The organism is Paenibacillus sp. FSL W8-0187, assembly GCF_037969755.1.
In the GTDB taxonomy this organism is placed as follows: domain Bacteria; phylum Bacillota; class Bacilli; order Paenibacillales; family Paenibacillaceae; genus Paenibacillus_AQ.
In genome coordinates this window covers 158,912-172,749 of the sequence record NZ_CP150206.1, presented here as the reverse complement: position 1 = coordinate 172,749, position 13,838 = coordinate 158,912, and the positions used below count along the sequence as shown (strand labels likewise).

Below are 13,838 nucleotides of genomic sequence, written 5' to 3'. Positions count from 1 at the left end.
GCTTCATGTGCTGCTTCGTGATCAAAGGATGACTTTTTGAACAACCTCTAATAGTTGACCCACTTCTTCTGAGCTAGCATCTGTGCACCCGTGATCAGCAGACAGATCAGGAACAGGATCAAAGCCATACTGGAGGCATAACCTGTCTTCAGCTGATTGAAGGCTGTATCGTATAATTCATATACGATGACGGTTGTCGAATTAGCCGGTCCGCCCTGTGTTAGAACTTGGATCAGATCAAAAATCTTGAAGGTGCCGATGATCCCGGTCACTAATAAGAAAAAGGTGGTCGGCGATATGCACGGCAGCGTAATACTGCGGAATTTCACCCATGCATTCGCTCCATCAATCTCGGCAGCTTCATACAGGTCTCTTGGGATGGACTGTAATCCGGCAATATAGATGATGATGTTGTACCCTAATAGGATCCACACCTGAATCATCATCAGGGACGGCAGCGCAAAATCGATATCCGCAAGCCATTTCGGCGGATTATCTATACCCAGGGACATCAGCGACTTATTCACCGGGCCAAGAGATGGGTGGAATAGAACCTGCCACACCATGGCGACAGCAACAATGCTTGAAATATAGGGAAGAAAGTAAATAACCTTAAAGGCACCCTTAAGATAGACCTGCCGGTCAATCAGTACCGAAAGTACCAAGGCCAAAATCATGGTAACAGGAACGGTAATAATGAAGACCAGATTGTTAACCAAACTTTGCATAAAAGCACTGTCCTTGAATAGGGTGACGAAATTACTCAGTCCTGCAAATTTGATTGCACCCATCCCGGCTACGAAGTTCCAATTCGTGAAACTTAGCAGCAAAGACCCAATGACAGGGATTAATGTCAAAATAAACAGCCCAAGCATTAAAGGAGCAACAAATAAATATCCGGCAATTTGCTCCTTCGCTGCCATGCTAAGATGGGCAGATTTGTTTGTTCGTTTCATACGTCTCTCCTCCTGGGCATTTTTGCTTAGCACCACATTTCACTTGTATCTCTATTTGAGACCGATGCTGTTGAACGTAGAATCTGGATACCTCCATTGTAAAAAAGTCGCCTGCCGCTTATAAGAAAGAGAAATGTGCATTTTGGAACGAATTTTACTTTTTGCGCGTTTGCGCGGAACAAAAAAGGATGAGCCAGGCTGGCCCATCCCTCTATATCCAAATATATTTAATTACGCTCAGCCCGATACTCAATAATCCAGCAGTCCCGCAGTTCTCCTTCATGCTGTTCATGCTTCTCCAGCAGCCTGATCTTCCGAAAGCCGCACTTCTCGTAACAAGCAATCGCCCGTTCATTCCAAGCCTGCGGGTCCATCACGATCCGGTCAGCCTGCCTCTGAAACACGAGATACTCCACCATGGAAGTCACGAGCCTCGTACCGATGCCTCGATTCCAATAATCCGGCTCCCCGATAAATTGATCCGTGGCGAATGTTCTGCAGTCTGCATCACTCCCGTTATACCCATACTCGCCTAACGTCTCCTCATCCAAAAGATAAAACTGGATATACCCGATCGGTTTCCCCTCATACTCAATAATACAGCGGGTCTCATCATCATCGACATAGAAATGCTCCCGCACCCGCTCCACGTCATGAGGATTATCCCGTCCCTCATAATACTGCAGCACATCCGGATTCGACAACCAAGAAACTAAAGATAATTCATCTTTCTCCTCCAGCTCACGAACCGTAATCGGTCCAGCCCCGTACACCAGCATCGTGATCCCCCATCTTCATTATTAAATCACCAATTCTCGTGTTTCAGATTACATCCGCAACCATCGTGATAGATGTTCCGCTTACGCCTACCTCCTGAAATCCGAAACGCTCATATAATTTCATAGCGGCCGTGTTCTCGGGAGCGACGCTTAACGATACCTTCTGAATCCCCTGCTCCTTCATTCCTCTGAACAATTCCTTCATCAGGGCCGTTCCAAGCCCTTGCCTGCGGGATTCCGGCAGCAGCGCCATGCCCAGCTCGGGAATGTCATCACTCACATAACCGAACCCTTTGTTCTCTTCATCAAAATGACGGATCGTAATCGAGCCTATCGGCTTCCCTGTGGCATTCACGGCAATATAGCCTAAATCGCCCGCTCGCCCCCAGTCGTCCACGTATTTTTTCATGAACGGCTCTTCGAGTATGTCTCGGCTAAAAGGCTCCTCTCCCTCGGGCACATACAGAGACTCATACAGCATCTCCCGCAAAAAGGATTCATCCTCCCGGCCAGCGACTCGAATATGGTATAAATTCATGTGCATCTTCCTTCCCACCCTAGATACTATCCGTCAATGCGGTCCATAGCGCCAATCTCTCCGGATCAAAATCGTTGCGGCCGTAATGGTCGAGAAAAATATCCTGGTAGTCATCGCTTCCCAGGTTATATCGAAGCGTCCAAATTCCCCAATAGAGGTCGTAATGAAGGTCTCCGATCCCGCCATAACCCAGATCGATAAAACCTTCAAGCTGGAAATCTCTCATAATCAAATTCGGCAGACAATAATCGCCGTGGAGCAGCACATCATGATCAGCCGTTCCCTGCAGCTTCTCAAGGCATAATAGAGCCTGTTCTCTTCCGCCCGGAAACCCTTTGATATCTCCCATTTTGTTCATGATGCCTTCCTGATACTCCTGGACAAGTTCAGCTGTTCGATTCGGAAAGGGACAATCGGCAGCAGATATAGAATGGAGATAACGCAAACTCTCCCCGAACACGGCAGCCAGTCTCTTCGGATCTTCCAGATGTCCCCTGGACACCCCATCATCCCCTTGCAGGGCGACGGTCAGCAGGTAATCGTTATCGCCATGCTGCTCATAGGCCAGCACCTTGGGAGCCAGGCCTTTTCCGTGTAAATAATCCGACATCAACCCTTCTCTCTTAAGTTCATCTCGTTTCGTTATCTTCAAAAACATCGGTTGGTTCGCTCCCTCGATGTACAGGGTTTTAGCCTGTTCCGAGGAGCTGCTGTCATAGACGGCAGCTGTCTGGATATAGGGCTGCAAGCTAACAGGCAGCGTTTTTATGTCGAATGGAATGCGTACTTTTTTCATCGTTCCTCCATACCGACCCGTCCAATCGGTCGGTCTCAGTTCAATAGAATAAAGACGTCCCCATCGGAACGCCTTCGGATCTGTACTGTATGAATTGGCGATTTGCTGGCCTAATCCTTCCCTTCCAGCCGGTAATTTTTTATTTAAACTATTTTTGCCCACCTATTTATCAGAACGGAACTCCCTCGAAGTACACCACCTCGGCCAGACGAATGTGCAGTGCCTTATTATCCCCAACCGTCAATTGGAGATGGTCCACCGCAACTGCGGACAAAATCCCATCGACTTTCCCCGCGGTAGTCACGATGACTACCTTGGCTCCTTTATGCCGGAGCAGATGTTCAATAAATACCGGTTCAACCAACGTTGCGTAATGGGCTGGCTGCGGAATTGCCGAGGTACGAGGCGCGTAATACAGTGGTATCGGTTGGGGCGGGGGATAAGCATAGTAACCCGGTGCATAACCCGCAGGCGGCGCTGGATAACCAAAATGGTTATGGTTGTTCATGAAAAACCTCCCATGCCAATATTAATCTACACCCTTATGTATGTTTGGGAAGGGGCCGCTATGTTAACCATCCTCATATTTGTACGAAAAAGTTAGAAAGCAGCCTAACTCGCTTTCCTTTACGCCTTCTGTGCAATCAACTTACTCATCGCATGCCGGTGCGGTATACCTGACGAATTGCAATCAAAAATGACCTCCGGGCAGCTGTGAATCAACCAATCGTGATAATGCATCATAAGCTCCCCGGATTTCCAGTCGTAAGCGTACGGCTCATCCTCGGGAGGAGGCGTTATGAACGGCTTTTGTACGAACACATTCAGGCAATGAAATCCCCCTGCCGACGTGAATTTTTTATAATTAGTAAAGATCTCTTCACGATATTCGGGTCTGATATAATGCAGAACGCCGCTGGAATACAACACGTCAAACTCCGAGTCTAGACGGTAGTCCGAAATATCCGCCTTGAATACATTCACGTGTACTCCGATGTTATCAGCCAATCGCTTCGTTTTCTCGATCCCCGCATCCGATATGTCGAATGCTGTGACCTCATAGCCGTTACGGGCAAAAAACACGGCATCCTTCCCTTCCCCGCACCCGATATCCAGCAGCTTTACCCTTCTTGTGGGCGGGATCATTTCAAGCACCTGGTAACAGGCCGCGTTCGGCTCCGTGCCCCAATAGTACTCCGGTGTTTTGTACTCCTCTTCATATATGCTGATTGGCTTGCCCGCCCCAGAATAACCAAACAACTTATCGATGCTGACGTTCAGCAGCCGGGACAGCTCCGGAAGCAGCGCGATATCGGGCATGGTCTGTCCCGTTTCCCATTTGGATACCGCCTGGAAGGTAACGCCCAGTTTGTGAGCCAATCCCTCCTGGGTGAGCCCCCTTTCTTTGCGGTAACGATTAATATTTTTGGCTAACATGTCTCTCATATGGATCACGCTCCTATATAACTTCATTGTAGGGGCGTTGCGTAAGGCATACAATAACCTGGTTTTTGAATCCCGGAAGAATTCAACCGTCAGTTGAAATCATCCAAATCCAGGAATTCCGTGCCCAGGCATGTTACAATAAACCTGTTTTAAAATCACTATAGATATAAGGAGAACGCTCGTGAACATTAGAAAGCTGAATACTCATGAAAAACCCCCTATGGACCTGCTGCTGCTTGCGGATCCATCGTTAAGGCTGGTTGATGACTATGTAAAGCGCGGTCATTGCTATGTGGCTGAAGAGGACTCGCATCAGATCGGGGTCTACGTCCTGCTGCCTACAAGGCCCGATACGATCGAGCTGGTTAACGTTGCGGTAAGAGAGAATCTGCACGGCCAGGGCTATGGCAAACAGCTTGTGAATCATGCCATCGGGCAGGCACGGGAACTCGGATATGCAACAATTGAAGTGGGCACAGGAAGCACTGGCGTGGCGCAGCTGGCGCTGTATCAGAAATGCGGATTTCGGATGACAAGCATCGATCGGGACTTTTTTGTTCGCCATTATGATGAGGAAATCTATGAGAACGGCATGCGACTGCGTGACATGGTGCGGTTGGCGCAAGATTTATAAGGCTCGGGGCTGGGCAGATGCACCCTTCCTCCATCCGGTGAGAGCTGCACGGGAAGATCTTCTATTTCATGTATGTACGCGGTCTGTATCCGTCTTACAATTTGGAGCAGCTGCTGGAGAATGATATGAACAATGCCAACAAGGCATTGAGCCTGTAACCTCCCAGCAAAAAAAGCCCCGGGCTACACAAGCACAGGTTTTTACGAGATAGTCTCGCAAAACCGTCAGCCGTATAGCCCAGAGGCTTTTTCTATTTTACATATCATCCCTCAAAAAATCGGGGATTATTTATTCAGCGTTTCGCTCCAGTCATGCACCATATGACCCTCGAGATATTTCTCGCAGTCCATAGCGGCCATACAGCCTGTGCCTGCAGCCGTAATAGCTTGGCGGTAACGGGTATCCTGGACATCGCCGCAAGCGAATACGCCCGGAATGTTCGTCTCCGTCGTTCCCGGTTTAACCAGGATGTAACCAGTCGGATCGGTCGTAATCTGATTGCCAAGGAAGCCCGTGTTCGGTGTATGGCCGATAGCCACGAATACGCCTTCCGCTTCAATCAGTTCGTCTTCTCCGGTCTCGTTGTTGCGGACCTTCAGGCCTTTAACACCGGTTTCGCTGGTAACCACCTCAACCGGCGTACGGTCCAGAGCCCACTGGATCTTCTCATTCTCACGTGCACGATCCTGCATGATCTTGGATGCACGCAGCTCGGTCCGGCGGTTCACTACCGTTACGCTGGAAGCAAAACGCGTCAAGAAGCTGGCTTCCTCCATCGCGGAGTCGCCGCCGCCGATGACAATGATCTTTTTCCCGCGGAAGAAGAACCCGTCGCATGTGGCGCATGTACTTACGCCGCGACCAACGTTCTCCTGCTCTCCCGGAATTCCGAGATACTTCGCGGAAGCTCCCGTCGATATAATAACGGACTCAGCCAGAAGCTCGCCCATGCCCTCGACATTCACCTTGAACGGACGCTCGGAGAAATCAACGGATTCGACCCAGGCACTCTTGAACTCTGCACCGAAGCGCTCCGCTTGTTGACGCATATTATCCATCAGCTCGGGACCCATGATTCCTTGCGGAAATCCAGGGAAGTTCTCAACCTCCGTCGTTGTCGTAAGCTGACCGCCCGGCTGCATTCCCTCGATAACGAGCGGCTTCAAGTTCGCGCGTGCCAAGTAGATGGCTGCCGTCAATCCGGCAGGTCCTGTTCCGATTACGATTGATTTGTACATAGATACGGCCTCCTTTAAGGTGTCGATTTCTGTTACGTGTTACATCCTATTCAGGACTTATGGAATCTTCATGTACCAAGGTCTCCTAAGTATCCGAATATGGGTTCTTACTTAAATGTTTTCCGTAAATGGCCGGAAATTATCATCCGGCTGTGCTTTCGTTTCACATACGCTATCCATTTGACGTGCGTAACGACTCACCGTTGATGGCGAAATACCGTAACGGACAGCCACCTGTTCATAGGTTAGGGTTCGTCCACGCTTCTTGGCCGTCAGATATTCCAATGCCGCTGCCCAGCCCTCCACATTCCGAATGTTCGGAATATCAGGGTACAGCCGGCTCAGGAACTCGGACCAGAGATTCTCCATCTCTTTTTTCCAAAAAGGGTCTACCCGCATGTCCATGGTCTGCTCTGCCTTCTCCAGCACCGCCTTCCAGGAAGGCAGCCAATCCGGCAGCACCTCACGGGTCTTGCTACTGGATAGATCGCGATCGTCGCGGCGTTCCTTCAGCCGATTGCTTGCGGCCTCCATCTGCTGGAGTACCAGGCGGGCGGCATCTTTCAGCTCCGCATCCTCTCCCGGTTCCTGTAGGAACGATTGCAACGCATGCTGCACCTCTTCATCGGCAATCAATTCCAGCGTCCGGATCACCTGCAGCTTGGTATGGGGATCGCCATGCCGGAGCGCCCAGAAGAACGAAGAACGAATCAGCGGATTCTGTTTCGCTTCCTCCGTCAATTTGTCGCCGTCATGCTCCCAGCGTTTGAACTGCTCTTCAAACGGAAGGTGATAGTGGTAACTCACCTTCATCTGGTCCGTACCGGTCTCTTTACGCTTCTGCAGCTGCGCCAGATAGAAATTCGGAATCACCGAATCTCCGTCCAGCTTCAATGCTTGCCGCCAATATTTCTCGGCCCTGTCATAATAACCGCTGTTGCATGCCGCAACGGCCGTATAATGATACAGACTAGGATCTCCGCTAAACTCCTCTTCCTTCAACAACCGGCGAAAATGACCGTAGGCAATTTCGTGCTGCCCCAGTATTCCCATCGTTGTCGCCAGCTTAAACACATGCTCCTGATGAAAAGGAACCGTCACCGTTAGCATGTCCATCAATCGGTCACGCTGCTCCTGATTTCCTTCATGCTGAAAGAAGATAGCCAGATTGCATAAACCGTGCAGATTGCCTGGTTCCTGATCCAACACCTCGCCAATGGTACGCTTCGCAGTATCAAAGCGCCCCATATAATAATAGGCCAAAGCCAGATTGTTGCGCGCAGCCAGAAAATCCGGATAATCCTTGACGATTTCCTCCAACAGCTTGACCGCTTGTGCGAATTTTCCTTCCTCAAGCAGTGCCCGGGCATGCTCATGCTCAACCACGCCTTCACGACTCTTGATCCGGTTCAGCTTGGCAGGACGATTCAGCTCATAATGAAGCAGCTCCATCATCTCCTCGGCCTCATCCAGAAACTGACCACTGGGGTCTTCCTCCAGATAAGTAACAAGCGCTTCTTCCGCCTGCTCGAACTGTTCCATATTGGCGTAATTGTTCGCCATGTAGAAGTAGCACTCCGTCATCAACGGGTCAACTTGCTCCAAAATGTGAGCCAGCACATCGTTGGAAGCTTTATAATCTCCCGTCTCTGATAATATACCCGCCATATTGCAATGATTCACCGGATTATCCGGTTCATATTCAACAGCTTTGCGAAAATATTTCAGAGCCCTGTCATATTGGAAACGATCAAGCGAACGAACCGCGCGATCGAAGAAGAAATTGGCATTCATCTCGATAGATATAACATTGTGGGGGTCACTTGACCCATATGGATAACCATTCACGAAAAGCAAGGCACCTCCTTTAACTTGCTCCTCTATCCACAACAGTATAACACAAGTTTCAACGTCATTTGCAGAAAAAAGACACCAGTTTACACACCGGCGTCTTTGAATAAAGTGGCGATCGAGCCGCCCTCGGTAATAATGTGGGTTGCCTGGGCCAACATGGGCGCAACAGACAACACCTTAAGCCGCATCTTGCAGTGATGATCCGGGAGCACGATGGAGTCTGTGACCACGATTTCCTCGATATGAGCATGGTCCAGACGGCTTAGTGCTTCACCGGAGAAGAGCCCATGGGTTGCACAAACAATGGCATCATTAGCTCCCCGTTCCTTCAGACCTTCGACCACTTGTACGATGGTGGTTCCTGTATCAATCAAGTCCTCGATAATAATCGGCGTACGCCCCGCCACGTCCCCAATGACATGGGTGATAACGGCTTCGTTATGGGCAGGACGCTGCTTGATCATCATGGCAAACGGCGATCCTAGGCGGCTCGCAAGTTTCTCGGCTGTCTTCGCCCGCCCGGCATCGGGGGATACGATGACCGGGTTCTCAATTTTCTTGGTCTTCAAATATTCCGTAATCAGATCGAGCGCAGTCAGATGATCCACCGGTATATTGAAGAAACCCTGAATAGCAGGGGCATGCAGATCAATCGTTATCACGCGGTTGGCCCCGGCTGTGGTCAGCACATCGGCTACCATTTTGGCCGAAATCGGCTCACGCGGTGCTGCCTTTCGTTCCTGTCTGGCATAACCGTAATAAGGCACAATGATATTGATCGTTCTGGCGGAAGCACGCTTCGCGGCATCAATCATCACCAGCAGCTCTACGAACATTTCATTGATAGGGTGAGAAAAGGACTGCAGCAGAAAAACATCGCAATTGCGGATGCTCTCTTCAAAGTGCACATAAACTTCGCCACTCTGAAAGCGGGAAATCTTGATCTTTCCCGGTTCAACTCCCAACTGCTTACTGATATTTGCAGCAAGCGCCGGATTGGAAGTTCCGGCGAACAATCGTAATGAACGATACATGAGGACCTCCTGACGAGAGTGGTTGATAATGGCTGATGCAACGATCTCGTTGAAAGCGTTATCGTCAAATCAGGCCGTTCCCGCCTCCATCAACCTCTTCGAAGAAGGGTCTCTAGAAGTAGAAAACAGCCGTCTGCAATAAACCTGTTTGCAATTAGTGCTTATCTTTATTATACATTGTTTCCCTCAACATTCAAAAGCACCATCTCCCGCTTCCGGTTACGGAAGGTCGCGATCTCCCGAACGCCAAGCTCCGATAGCAGTGTTCTGGCCTGGTCCAGATGCTCGCCCAGCTTCCTCGGCTGATGGGCATCCGACCCTAAAGTCAACGGAACGCCAAGCTTAATCGCTTCCTCCAGCATGCGGCGGCTCGGAAACATTTCCTCACAGGCCTTTGATAATCCGGAGGCATTCAGCTCCATGGCTTTCCCGCTTTGGGCCACAGCCGCAAGCGCGGCTTGTTCCAGAGCGATCACGTCCGGCTTCTGTTCGGGGCCTGGTCCATAACCGAACCGCTTGATCACGTCCAGATGGCCCATGATATCATAGAAGCCGGTCGCGGCGGCTTTCTGCACTGCATCATAATATTGCTGATAAACCTCAAGCGGATCCTTGTCCTCCCAGCCTTGGGTCTGACGGTAATCCGTAATATCCCACTCACCCAGAAAGTGTACGGAGCCGATAACATAATCCCACGGATAGTCCTTCACAATCCGCTCAATCTGTTCTTCGTATCCCTCGATATAATCGCCTTCGAGACCGATCCGAATGTCAATCTGTCCTTTGTAGCGTTCCTTCAGCTGCAGGCACTCTTCCACGTAACGCGGCAGCTCGTCCATCGGCATGGCCATTTCCGGATAATAGGTTTCCGGGTTGACGTGAATCAAAGGCATATGATCCGACAAGCCCAATTGATCCATCCCGAGTTCAATGGCGCGCCGTACATACTCCTCCAGCTGCCCCTCGGCATGTCCGCACCGGGCATGGTGGGTATGGTAATCAATATGCATCGGTAGACCTCCTAATCGCGGCGTGGCCGTTCGTGGCGGCGACTCAGCTCATCCATGATCTCATCCAGTGGGAGCTTGCGCTCCTGGAGAAGTACCAGTAGGTGATAGATCAGATCGCTGATTTCAAGCTTAAGCTCGGCGTTGTCTTTATTTTTGGCGGCGATGATCGTTTCCGAAGCTTCTTCGCCCACCTTCTTCAGAATTTTGTCTACCCCTTTATCAAAGAGGTAAGTCGTATAAGCCCCTTCAGGCCGCTCCACTTCACGCTGGGCAATGACTTCTTCCAGCTCGGCAAGAACCGCAAACCGCCCGCTCTCTGCAGCTGCACGGTTATTCGCAGTCCCGCTCTTCTGCCCCTGAACCGTAATCTCATTGTAGAAGCAGGTTGTTTGTCCGGTATGACAAGCAGGTCCCTTCGGATCCACCAGCAGCAAGAGGGTGTCTCCATCACAGTCGTACGTCATGGATACGACCGTCTGGACGTTCCCGGAAGTTGCCCCCTTATGCCACAGCTCCTCGCGCGAACGGCTCCAGAACCAAGTTTCGCCGCTTTCCAGCGTCAAGCGAAGAGACTCCCGATTCATATAAGCCATCATCAGCACCTGCTTGCTCTGTGCATCCTGTACAATCGCCGGCACCAGGCCCGAGGCATCCCAACGGATATGCTCGCTGACCTGCTCCAGGGATAAATCCTTCAACATATCTTCGCTCATCGTATATCCACTCCTTTTTGACTAAGATGCAACTTCAGATGAGGAATCGAGATCTCTTTATAATGGAAAATCGTTGCGGCAAGACCCGCATCCGCCTTGCCTGTGGTGAACACGTCATAGAAGTGATCCTCTTTGCCAGCACCGCCGGACGCGATGACCGGGATCTGCACCATTGAAGATACGGCAGAGGTAAGTGATAGATCGAACCCATCCTTCGTCCCGTCCGCATCCATGCTGGTCAACAGAATCTCGCCTGCACCCAGGCTTTCCGCCTGCTTCACCCAATCCAGCGCTTTGATGCCGGAAGGCGTACGTCCGCCGTGCGTGTATACTTCCCATTCCCCCCACGCTTCGTTGTACTTGGCATCGATGGCCACAACGATGCATTGGGAGCCGAATTTGCGTGCCCCGGCTGAGATCAGCTCCGGCTGCTTGACCGCTGCCGTATTCATCCCGATCTTATCCGCGCCTGCCCGCAGAATCCGCTTCATATCCTCAACGGACGAAATGCCTCCACCCACGGTAAAAGGGATGGCAATTTCCCCTGCCGTTTTCCGCACGACTTCCTCCATCGTCGCCCGCCCTTCGACCGATGCTGAAATATCCAGAAAGACTAACTCGTCTGCGCCTTCCCGGTCATAGAGCGCCGCCAATTCCACGGGATCGCCCGCATCGCGGAGATTCACAAAATTTACACCCTTCACCACCCGGCCGTCCTTCACGTCCAGGCAAGGTATGATCCGTTTTGCCAGCATACCTTTCCCCTCTTCCCCTATGAACTCTATCGATCAACCGCTTATTTGAACGGACCCTAAGTCAGACCTATTTGATTCTCGTAATTGCCTCGTTCAGGTCAATATTGCCTGTATACAGCGCCTTGCCTACGATCGCTCCGCCTACACCTTCGCCGCTGTGCGCGCTGAGCGCCAGCAAATCGTCCAGCTTCGTCACGCCGCCCGAAGCGATGACCGAGCGGCCGCTGGCTTTCGCCAGCGAGACAATCCCCTCCACATTAGGCCCCTGCATCATCCCGTCCCGGGAAATATCGGTAAAGATAAAGGTTTCCGCTCCTTTGGCTGCCAGCTCCTTAGCCAACACCTCGGCTTGAACCTCCGACGTTTCCAACCAGCCCCTAGTTGCGACGTATCCGTTGCGCGCGTCGATCCCAATGGCCACCTTATCCCCGTACTTGCCCAGCACCTCTTCCGTAAAGACACGATCTTCAATCGCTGCCGTACCGATGATAACCCGGCTGACGCCAAGCGACAGCAGCCGCTCCACATCCGCCAGCGTGCGCAAACCTCCGCCTACCTGAACCGGAACCTGAACGCTTGCTGCGATCTTCCCGATGATATCGTCATTCACCGGATGGCCTGTCTTCGCTCCGTCCAAATCCACGAGATGAATAAAGGTGCCGCCCTGCTCTTCCCACGATTTGGCTACCTCGAGCGGATTGTCATTGTATACCGTTTCTTGATTATAATCGCCTTGCACGAGCCTGACGCATTTGCCGCCGCGAATATCGATCGCCGGATATATGATAAAAGAGGACATCCCCATTCCCACTTTCCTTCTGGTCTATTTGATCACCTTACATTACGTTAAAGCCAAGAAATTGCGAAGCAGGCTCATCCCAAGCTCCCCGCTCTTCTCGGGATGGAACTGCATGCCATACACCGAATCGCGGCCCACGATGGCTGTCACTGGCTGACCGTAATCGGTAACCGCCAGCAAGTCAGCCTGAACCTCAGGAAGAACATGATACGAGTGGACAAAATACACATGACCTTCCTCAAGTCCCGCAAACAGCGGATGCTCCCGCTTCTCGAACTGCAATGAATTCCAGCCCATATGCGGCACCTTGTAGTCACCACCCGTAAACCGTACAACCGATCCGGGCAAAATATCCAACCCTTCAAACTTGCCATGCTCCTCGCTCCGGCTGAACAGGAGCTGCATGCCGAGGCAAATCCCCAGCAGCGGCTTCCCCGATTCCGCTGCTTCCTTCATGACCGAGTCCAGCGAGGTTTCGCGCAGCTGCTCCATAGCATCGCCGAACGCGCCGACCCCAGGCAGAATGATGCCATCCGCCGCCAGAATCTCCTCTCGCTCCCCGGTGACGAGCGGCTTATATCCAAGCCGCTCCACTGCTTTGCTGACGCTGTGCAGATTGCCCATGCCGTAATCCACGATTGCAATCGCCATCGATTAGAGCACTCCCTTCGTGGATGGCACGCCGGTCACCCGCGGATCCACGGTAGTCGCCTCATCCAATGCACGGCCGAGCGCCTTAAATACCGCTTCAACCATATGGTGGGTATTGTGTCCGTAATGAACGATGACATGCAGCGTGATCCGCGCCTCCAGCGCCAACTTCCACAGAAATTCATGGACAAGCTCAGTATCAAAAGAGCCTACCTGCTGCGAAGGATACTCGGCCCGATACTCAAAATGCGGACGGTTGCTGATATCTACAACGACTTGAGCAAGCGCCTCATCCATCGGTACAAACACGCTGGCGTACCGCTTAATCCCTTTTTTATCGCCCAGCGCCTCGCGGAACGTCTGCCCCAGGCAAATCCCGATATCCTCCACCGTGTGGTGGTCATCGATCTCGATATCTCCCTTCGCCTTGACGCGAAGATCAAATTGCCCATGCTTCGTAAACAAATCAAGCATATGATTCAGAAACGGCACATCGGTTTCCAATTCCGAGATCCCGGTTCCATCGACATTGAAATCCAGGGCAATATCGGTCTCATTGGTTTTACGGCTCACGCCGGCTGATCTTGCTGCTGCATCCAAACTGCTCACGTTGATTGCCTCCTCTAAACGTATCT

At 51.4% G+C, this 13,838-nt stretch carries 16 protein-coding genes and 1 pseudogene; 2 read left to right on the top strand and 15 right to left on the bottom strand.

Annotation, left to right across the window (positions count from 1 at the left end; genetic code table 11):
* Positions 1-47 precede the first annotated feature (47 nt).
* The 6 genes from MKY48_RS00860 to MKY48_RS00835 all read right to left on the bottom strand — a co-directional run bounded on the left by MKY48_RS00860 (position 48) and on the right by MKY48_RS00835 (position 4,515).
* Entirely contained in the window at positions 48-956 is a 909-nt protein-coding gene (locus tag MKY48_RS00860; protein WP_076326148.1) for a sugar ABC transporter permease, read from the bottom strand.
* Between the two features lie 227 nt (positions 957-1,183).
* A complete protein-coding gene (locus MKY48_RS00855) occupies positions 1,184-1,735 on the bottom strand; it encodes a GNAT family N-acetyltransferase (RefSeq protein ID WP_339269324.1) in 552 nt (183 codons plus the stop codon).
* A 43-nt stretch (positions 1,736-1,778) separates the two neighbouring features.
* Entirely contained in the window at positions 1,779-2,279 is a 501-nt protein-coding gene (locus tag MKY48_RS00850) for a GNAT family N-acetyltransferase (RefSeq protein WP_339292099.1), read from the bottom strand.
* Positions 2,280-2,292: 13 nt separating this feature from the next.
* A complete protein-coding gene (locus tag MKY48_RS00845) occupies positions 2,293-3,069 on the bottom strand; it encodes an aminoglycoside 3'-phosphotransferase (RefSeq protein WP_339292098.1) in 777 nt (258 codons plus the stop codon).
* A 169-nt stretch (positions 3,070-3,238) separates the two neighbouring features.
* Positions 3,239-3,577, bottom strand: coding sequence for a DUF2642 domain-containing protein (locus MKY48_RS00840; RefSeq protein WP_339269318.1), 339 nt, complete (start codon positions 3,575-3,577; stop codon positions 3,239-3,241).
* A 119-nt stretch (positions 3,578-3,696) separates the two neighbouring features.
* Positions 3,697-4,515, bottom strand: a complete 819-nt coding sequence (locus MKY48_RS00835) for a helix-turn-helix domain-containing protein (protein WP_339269317.1) — start codon at positions 4,513-4,515, stop codon at positions 3,697-3,699.
* A 181-nt stretch (positions 4,516-4,696) separates the two neighbouring features.
* Here MKY48_RS00835 and MKY48_RS00830 point away from each other — a divergent pair, with 181 nt between their 5' ends.
* A complete protein-coding gene (locus tag MKY48_RS00830; RefSeq protein WP_339269315.1) occupies positions 4,697-5,149 on the top strand; it encodes a GNAT family N-acetyltransferase in 453 nt (150 codons plus the stop codon).
* A 41-nt stretch (positions 5,150-5,190) separates the two neighbouring features.
* Positions 5,191-5,307 (top strand): annotated as a pseudogene (locus MKY48_RS00825) (spore coat protein); the annotation flags it as partial.
* A gap of 126 nt (positions 5,308-5,433) precedes the next feature.
* Here MKY48_RS00825 and trxB read toward each other — a convergent pair.
* The 9 genes from trxB to hisB all read right to left on the bottom strand — a co-directional run bounded on the left by trxB (position 5,434) and on the right by hisB (position 13,812).
* Positions 5,434-6,387, bottom strand: coding sequence for a thioredoxin-disulfide reductase (gene trxB, locus MKY48_RS00820; RefSeq protein ID WP_076326141.1), 954 nt, complete (start codon positions 6,385-6,387; stop codon positions 5,434-5,436).
* Positions 6,388-6,498: 111 nt separating this feature from the next.
* Entirely contained in the window at positions 6,499-8,181 is a 1,683-nt protein-coding gene (locus tag MKY48_RS00815) for a tetratricopeptide repeat protein (protein WP_179090737.1), read from the bottom strand.
* Positions 8,182-8,324: 143 nt separating this feature from the next.
* Entirely contained in the window at positions 8,325-9,275 is a 951-nt protein-coding gene (locus MKY48_RS00810) for a ribose-phosphate pyrophosphokinase (RefSeq protein WP_076326139.1), read from the bottom strand.
* A gap of 170 nt (positions 9,276-9,445) precedes the next feature.
* The gene (gene hisJ / locus MKY48_RS00805; RefSeq protein WP_339269313.1) at positions 9,446-10,285 is read right to left on the bottom strand and encodes a histidinol-phosphatase HisJ; all 840 of its coding nucleotides are present in this window, start codon (positions 10,283-10,285) and stop codon (positions 9,446-9,448) included.
* Between the two features lie 11 nt (positions 10,286-10,296).
* Complete coding sequence (gene hisIE, locus MKY48_RS00800; RefSeq protein WP_076326137.1) at positions 10,297-10,998, bottom strand: bifunctional phosphoribosyl-AMP cyclohydrolase/phosphoribosyl-ATP diphosphatase HisIE; 702 nt, start codon at positions 10,996-10,998, stop codon at positions 10,297-10,299.
* A complete protein-coding gene (hisF, locus tag MKY48_RS00795; protein ID WP_076326136.1) occupies positions 10,995-11,753 on the bottom strand; it encodes an imidazole glycerol phosphate synthase subunit HisF in 759 nt (252 codons plus the stop codon). The genes hisIE and hisF overlap by 4 nt, the downstream gene beginning before the upstream one ends.
* A gap of 67 nt (positions 11,754-11,820) precedes the next feature.
* Positions 11,821-12,552, bottom strand: coding sequence for a 1-(5-phosphoribosyl)-5-[(5-phosphoribosylamino)methylideneamino]imidazole-4-carboxamide isomerase (gene hisA, locus MKY48_RS00790; protein ID WP_339269310.1), 732 nt, complete (start codon positions 12,550-12,552; stop codon positions 11,821-11,823).
* 42 nt (positions 12,553-12,594) lie between these two features.
* Positions 12,595-13,203 (bottom strand): imidazole glycerol phosphate synthase subunit HisH, encoded by a 609-nt coding sequence (gene hisH / locus MKY48_RS00785; protein ID WP_076326134.1) that lies wholly within the window; start codon positions 13,201-13,203, stop codon positions 12,595-12,597.
* A gap of 3 nt (positions 13,204-13,206) precedes the next feature.
* Positions 13,207-13,812 (bottom strand): imidazoleglycerol-phosphate dehydratase HisB, encoded by a 606-nt coding sequence (gene hisB / locus MKY48_RS00780; RefSeq protein ID WP_076326198.1) that lies wholly within the window; start codon positions 13,810-13,812, stop codon positions 13,207-13,209.
* Between the last annotated feature and the right edge of the window lie 26 nt (positions 13,813-13,838).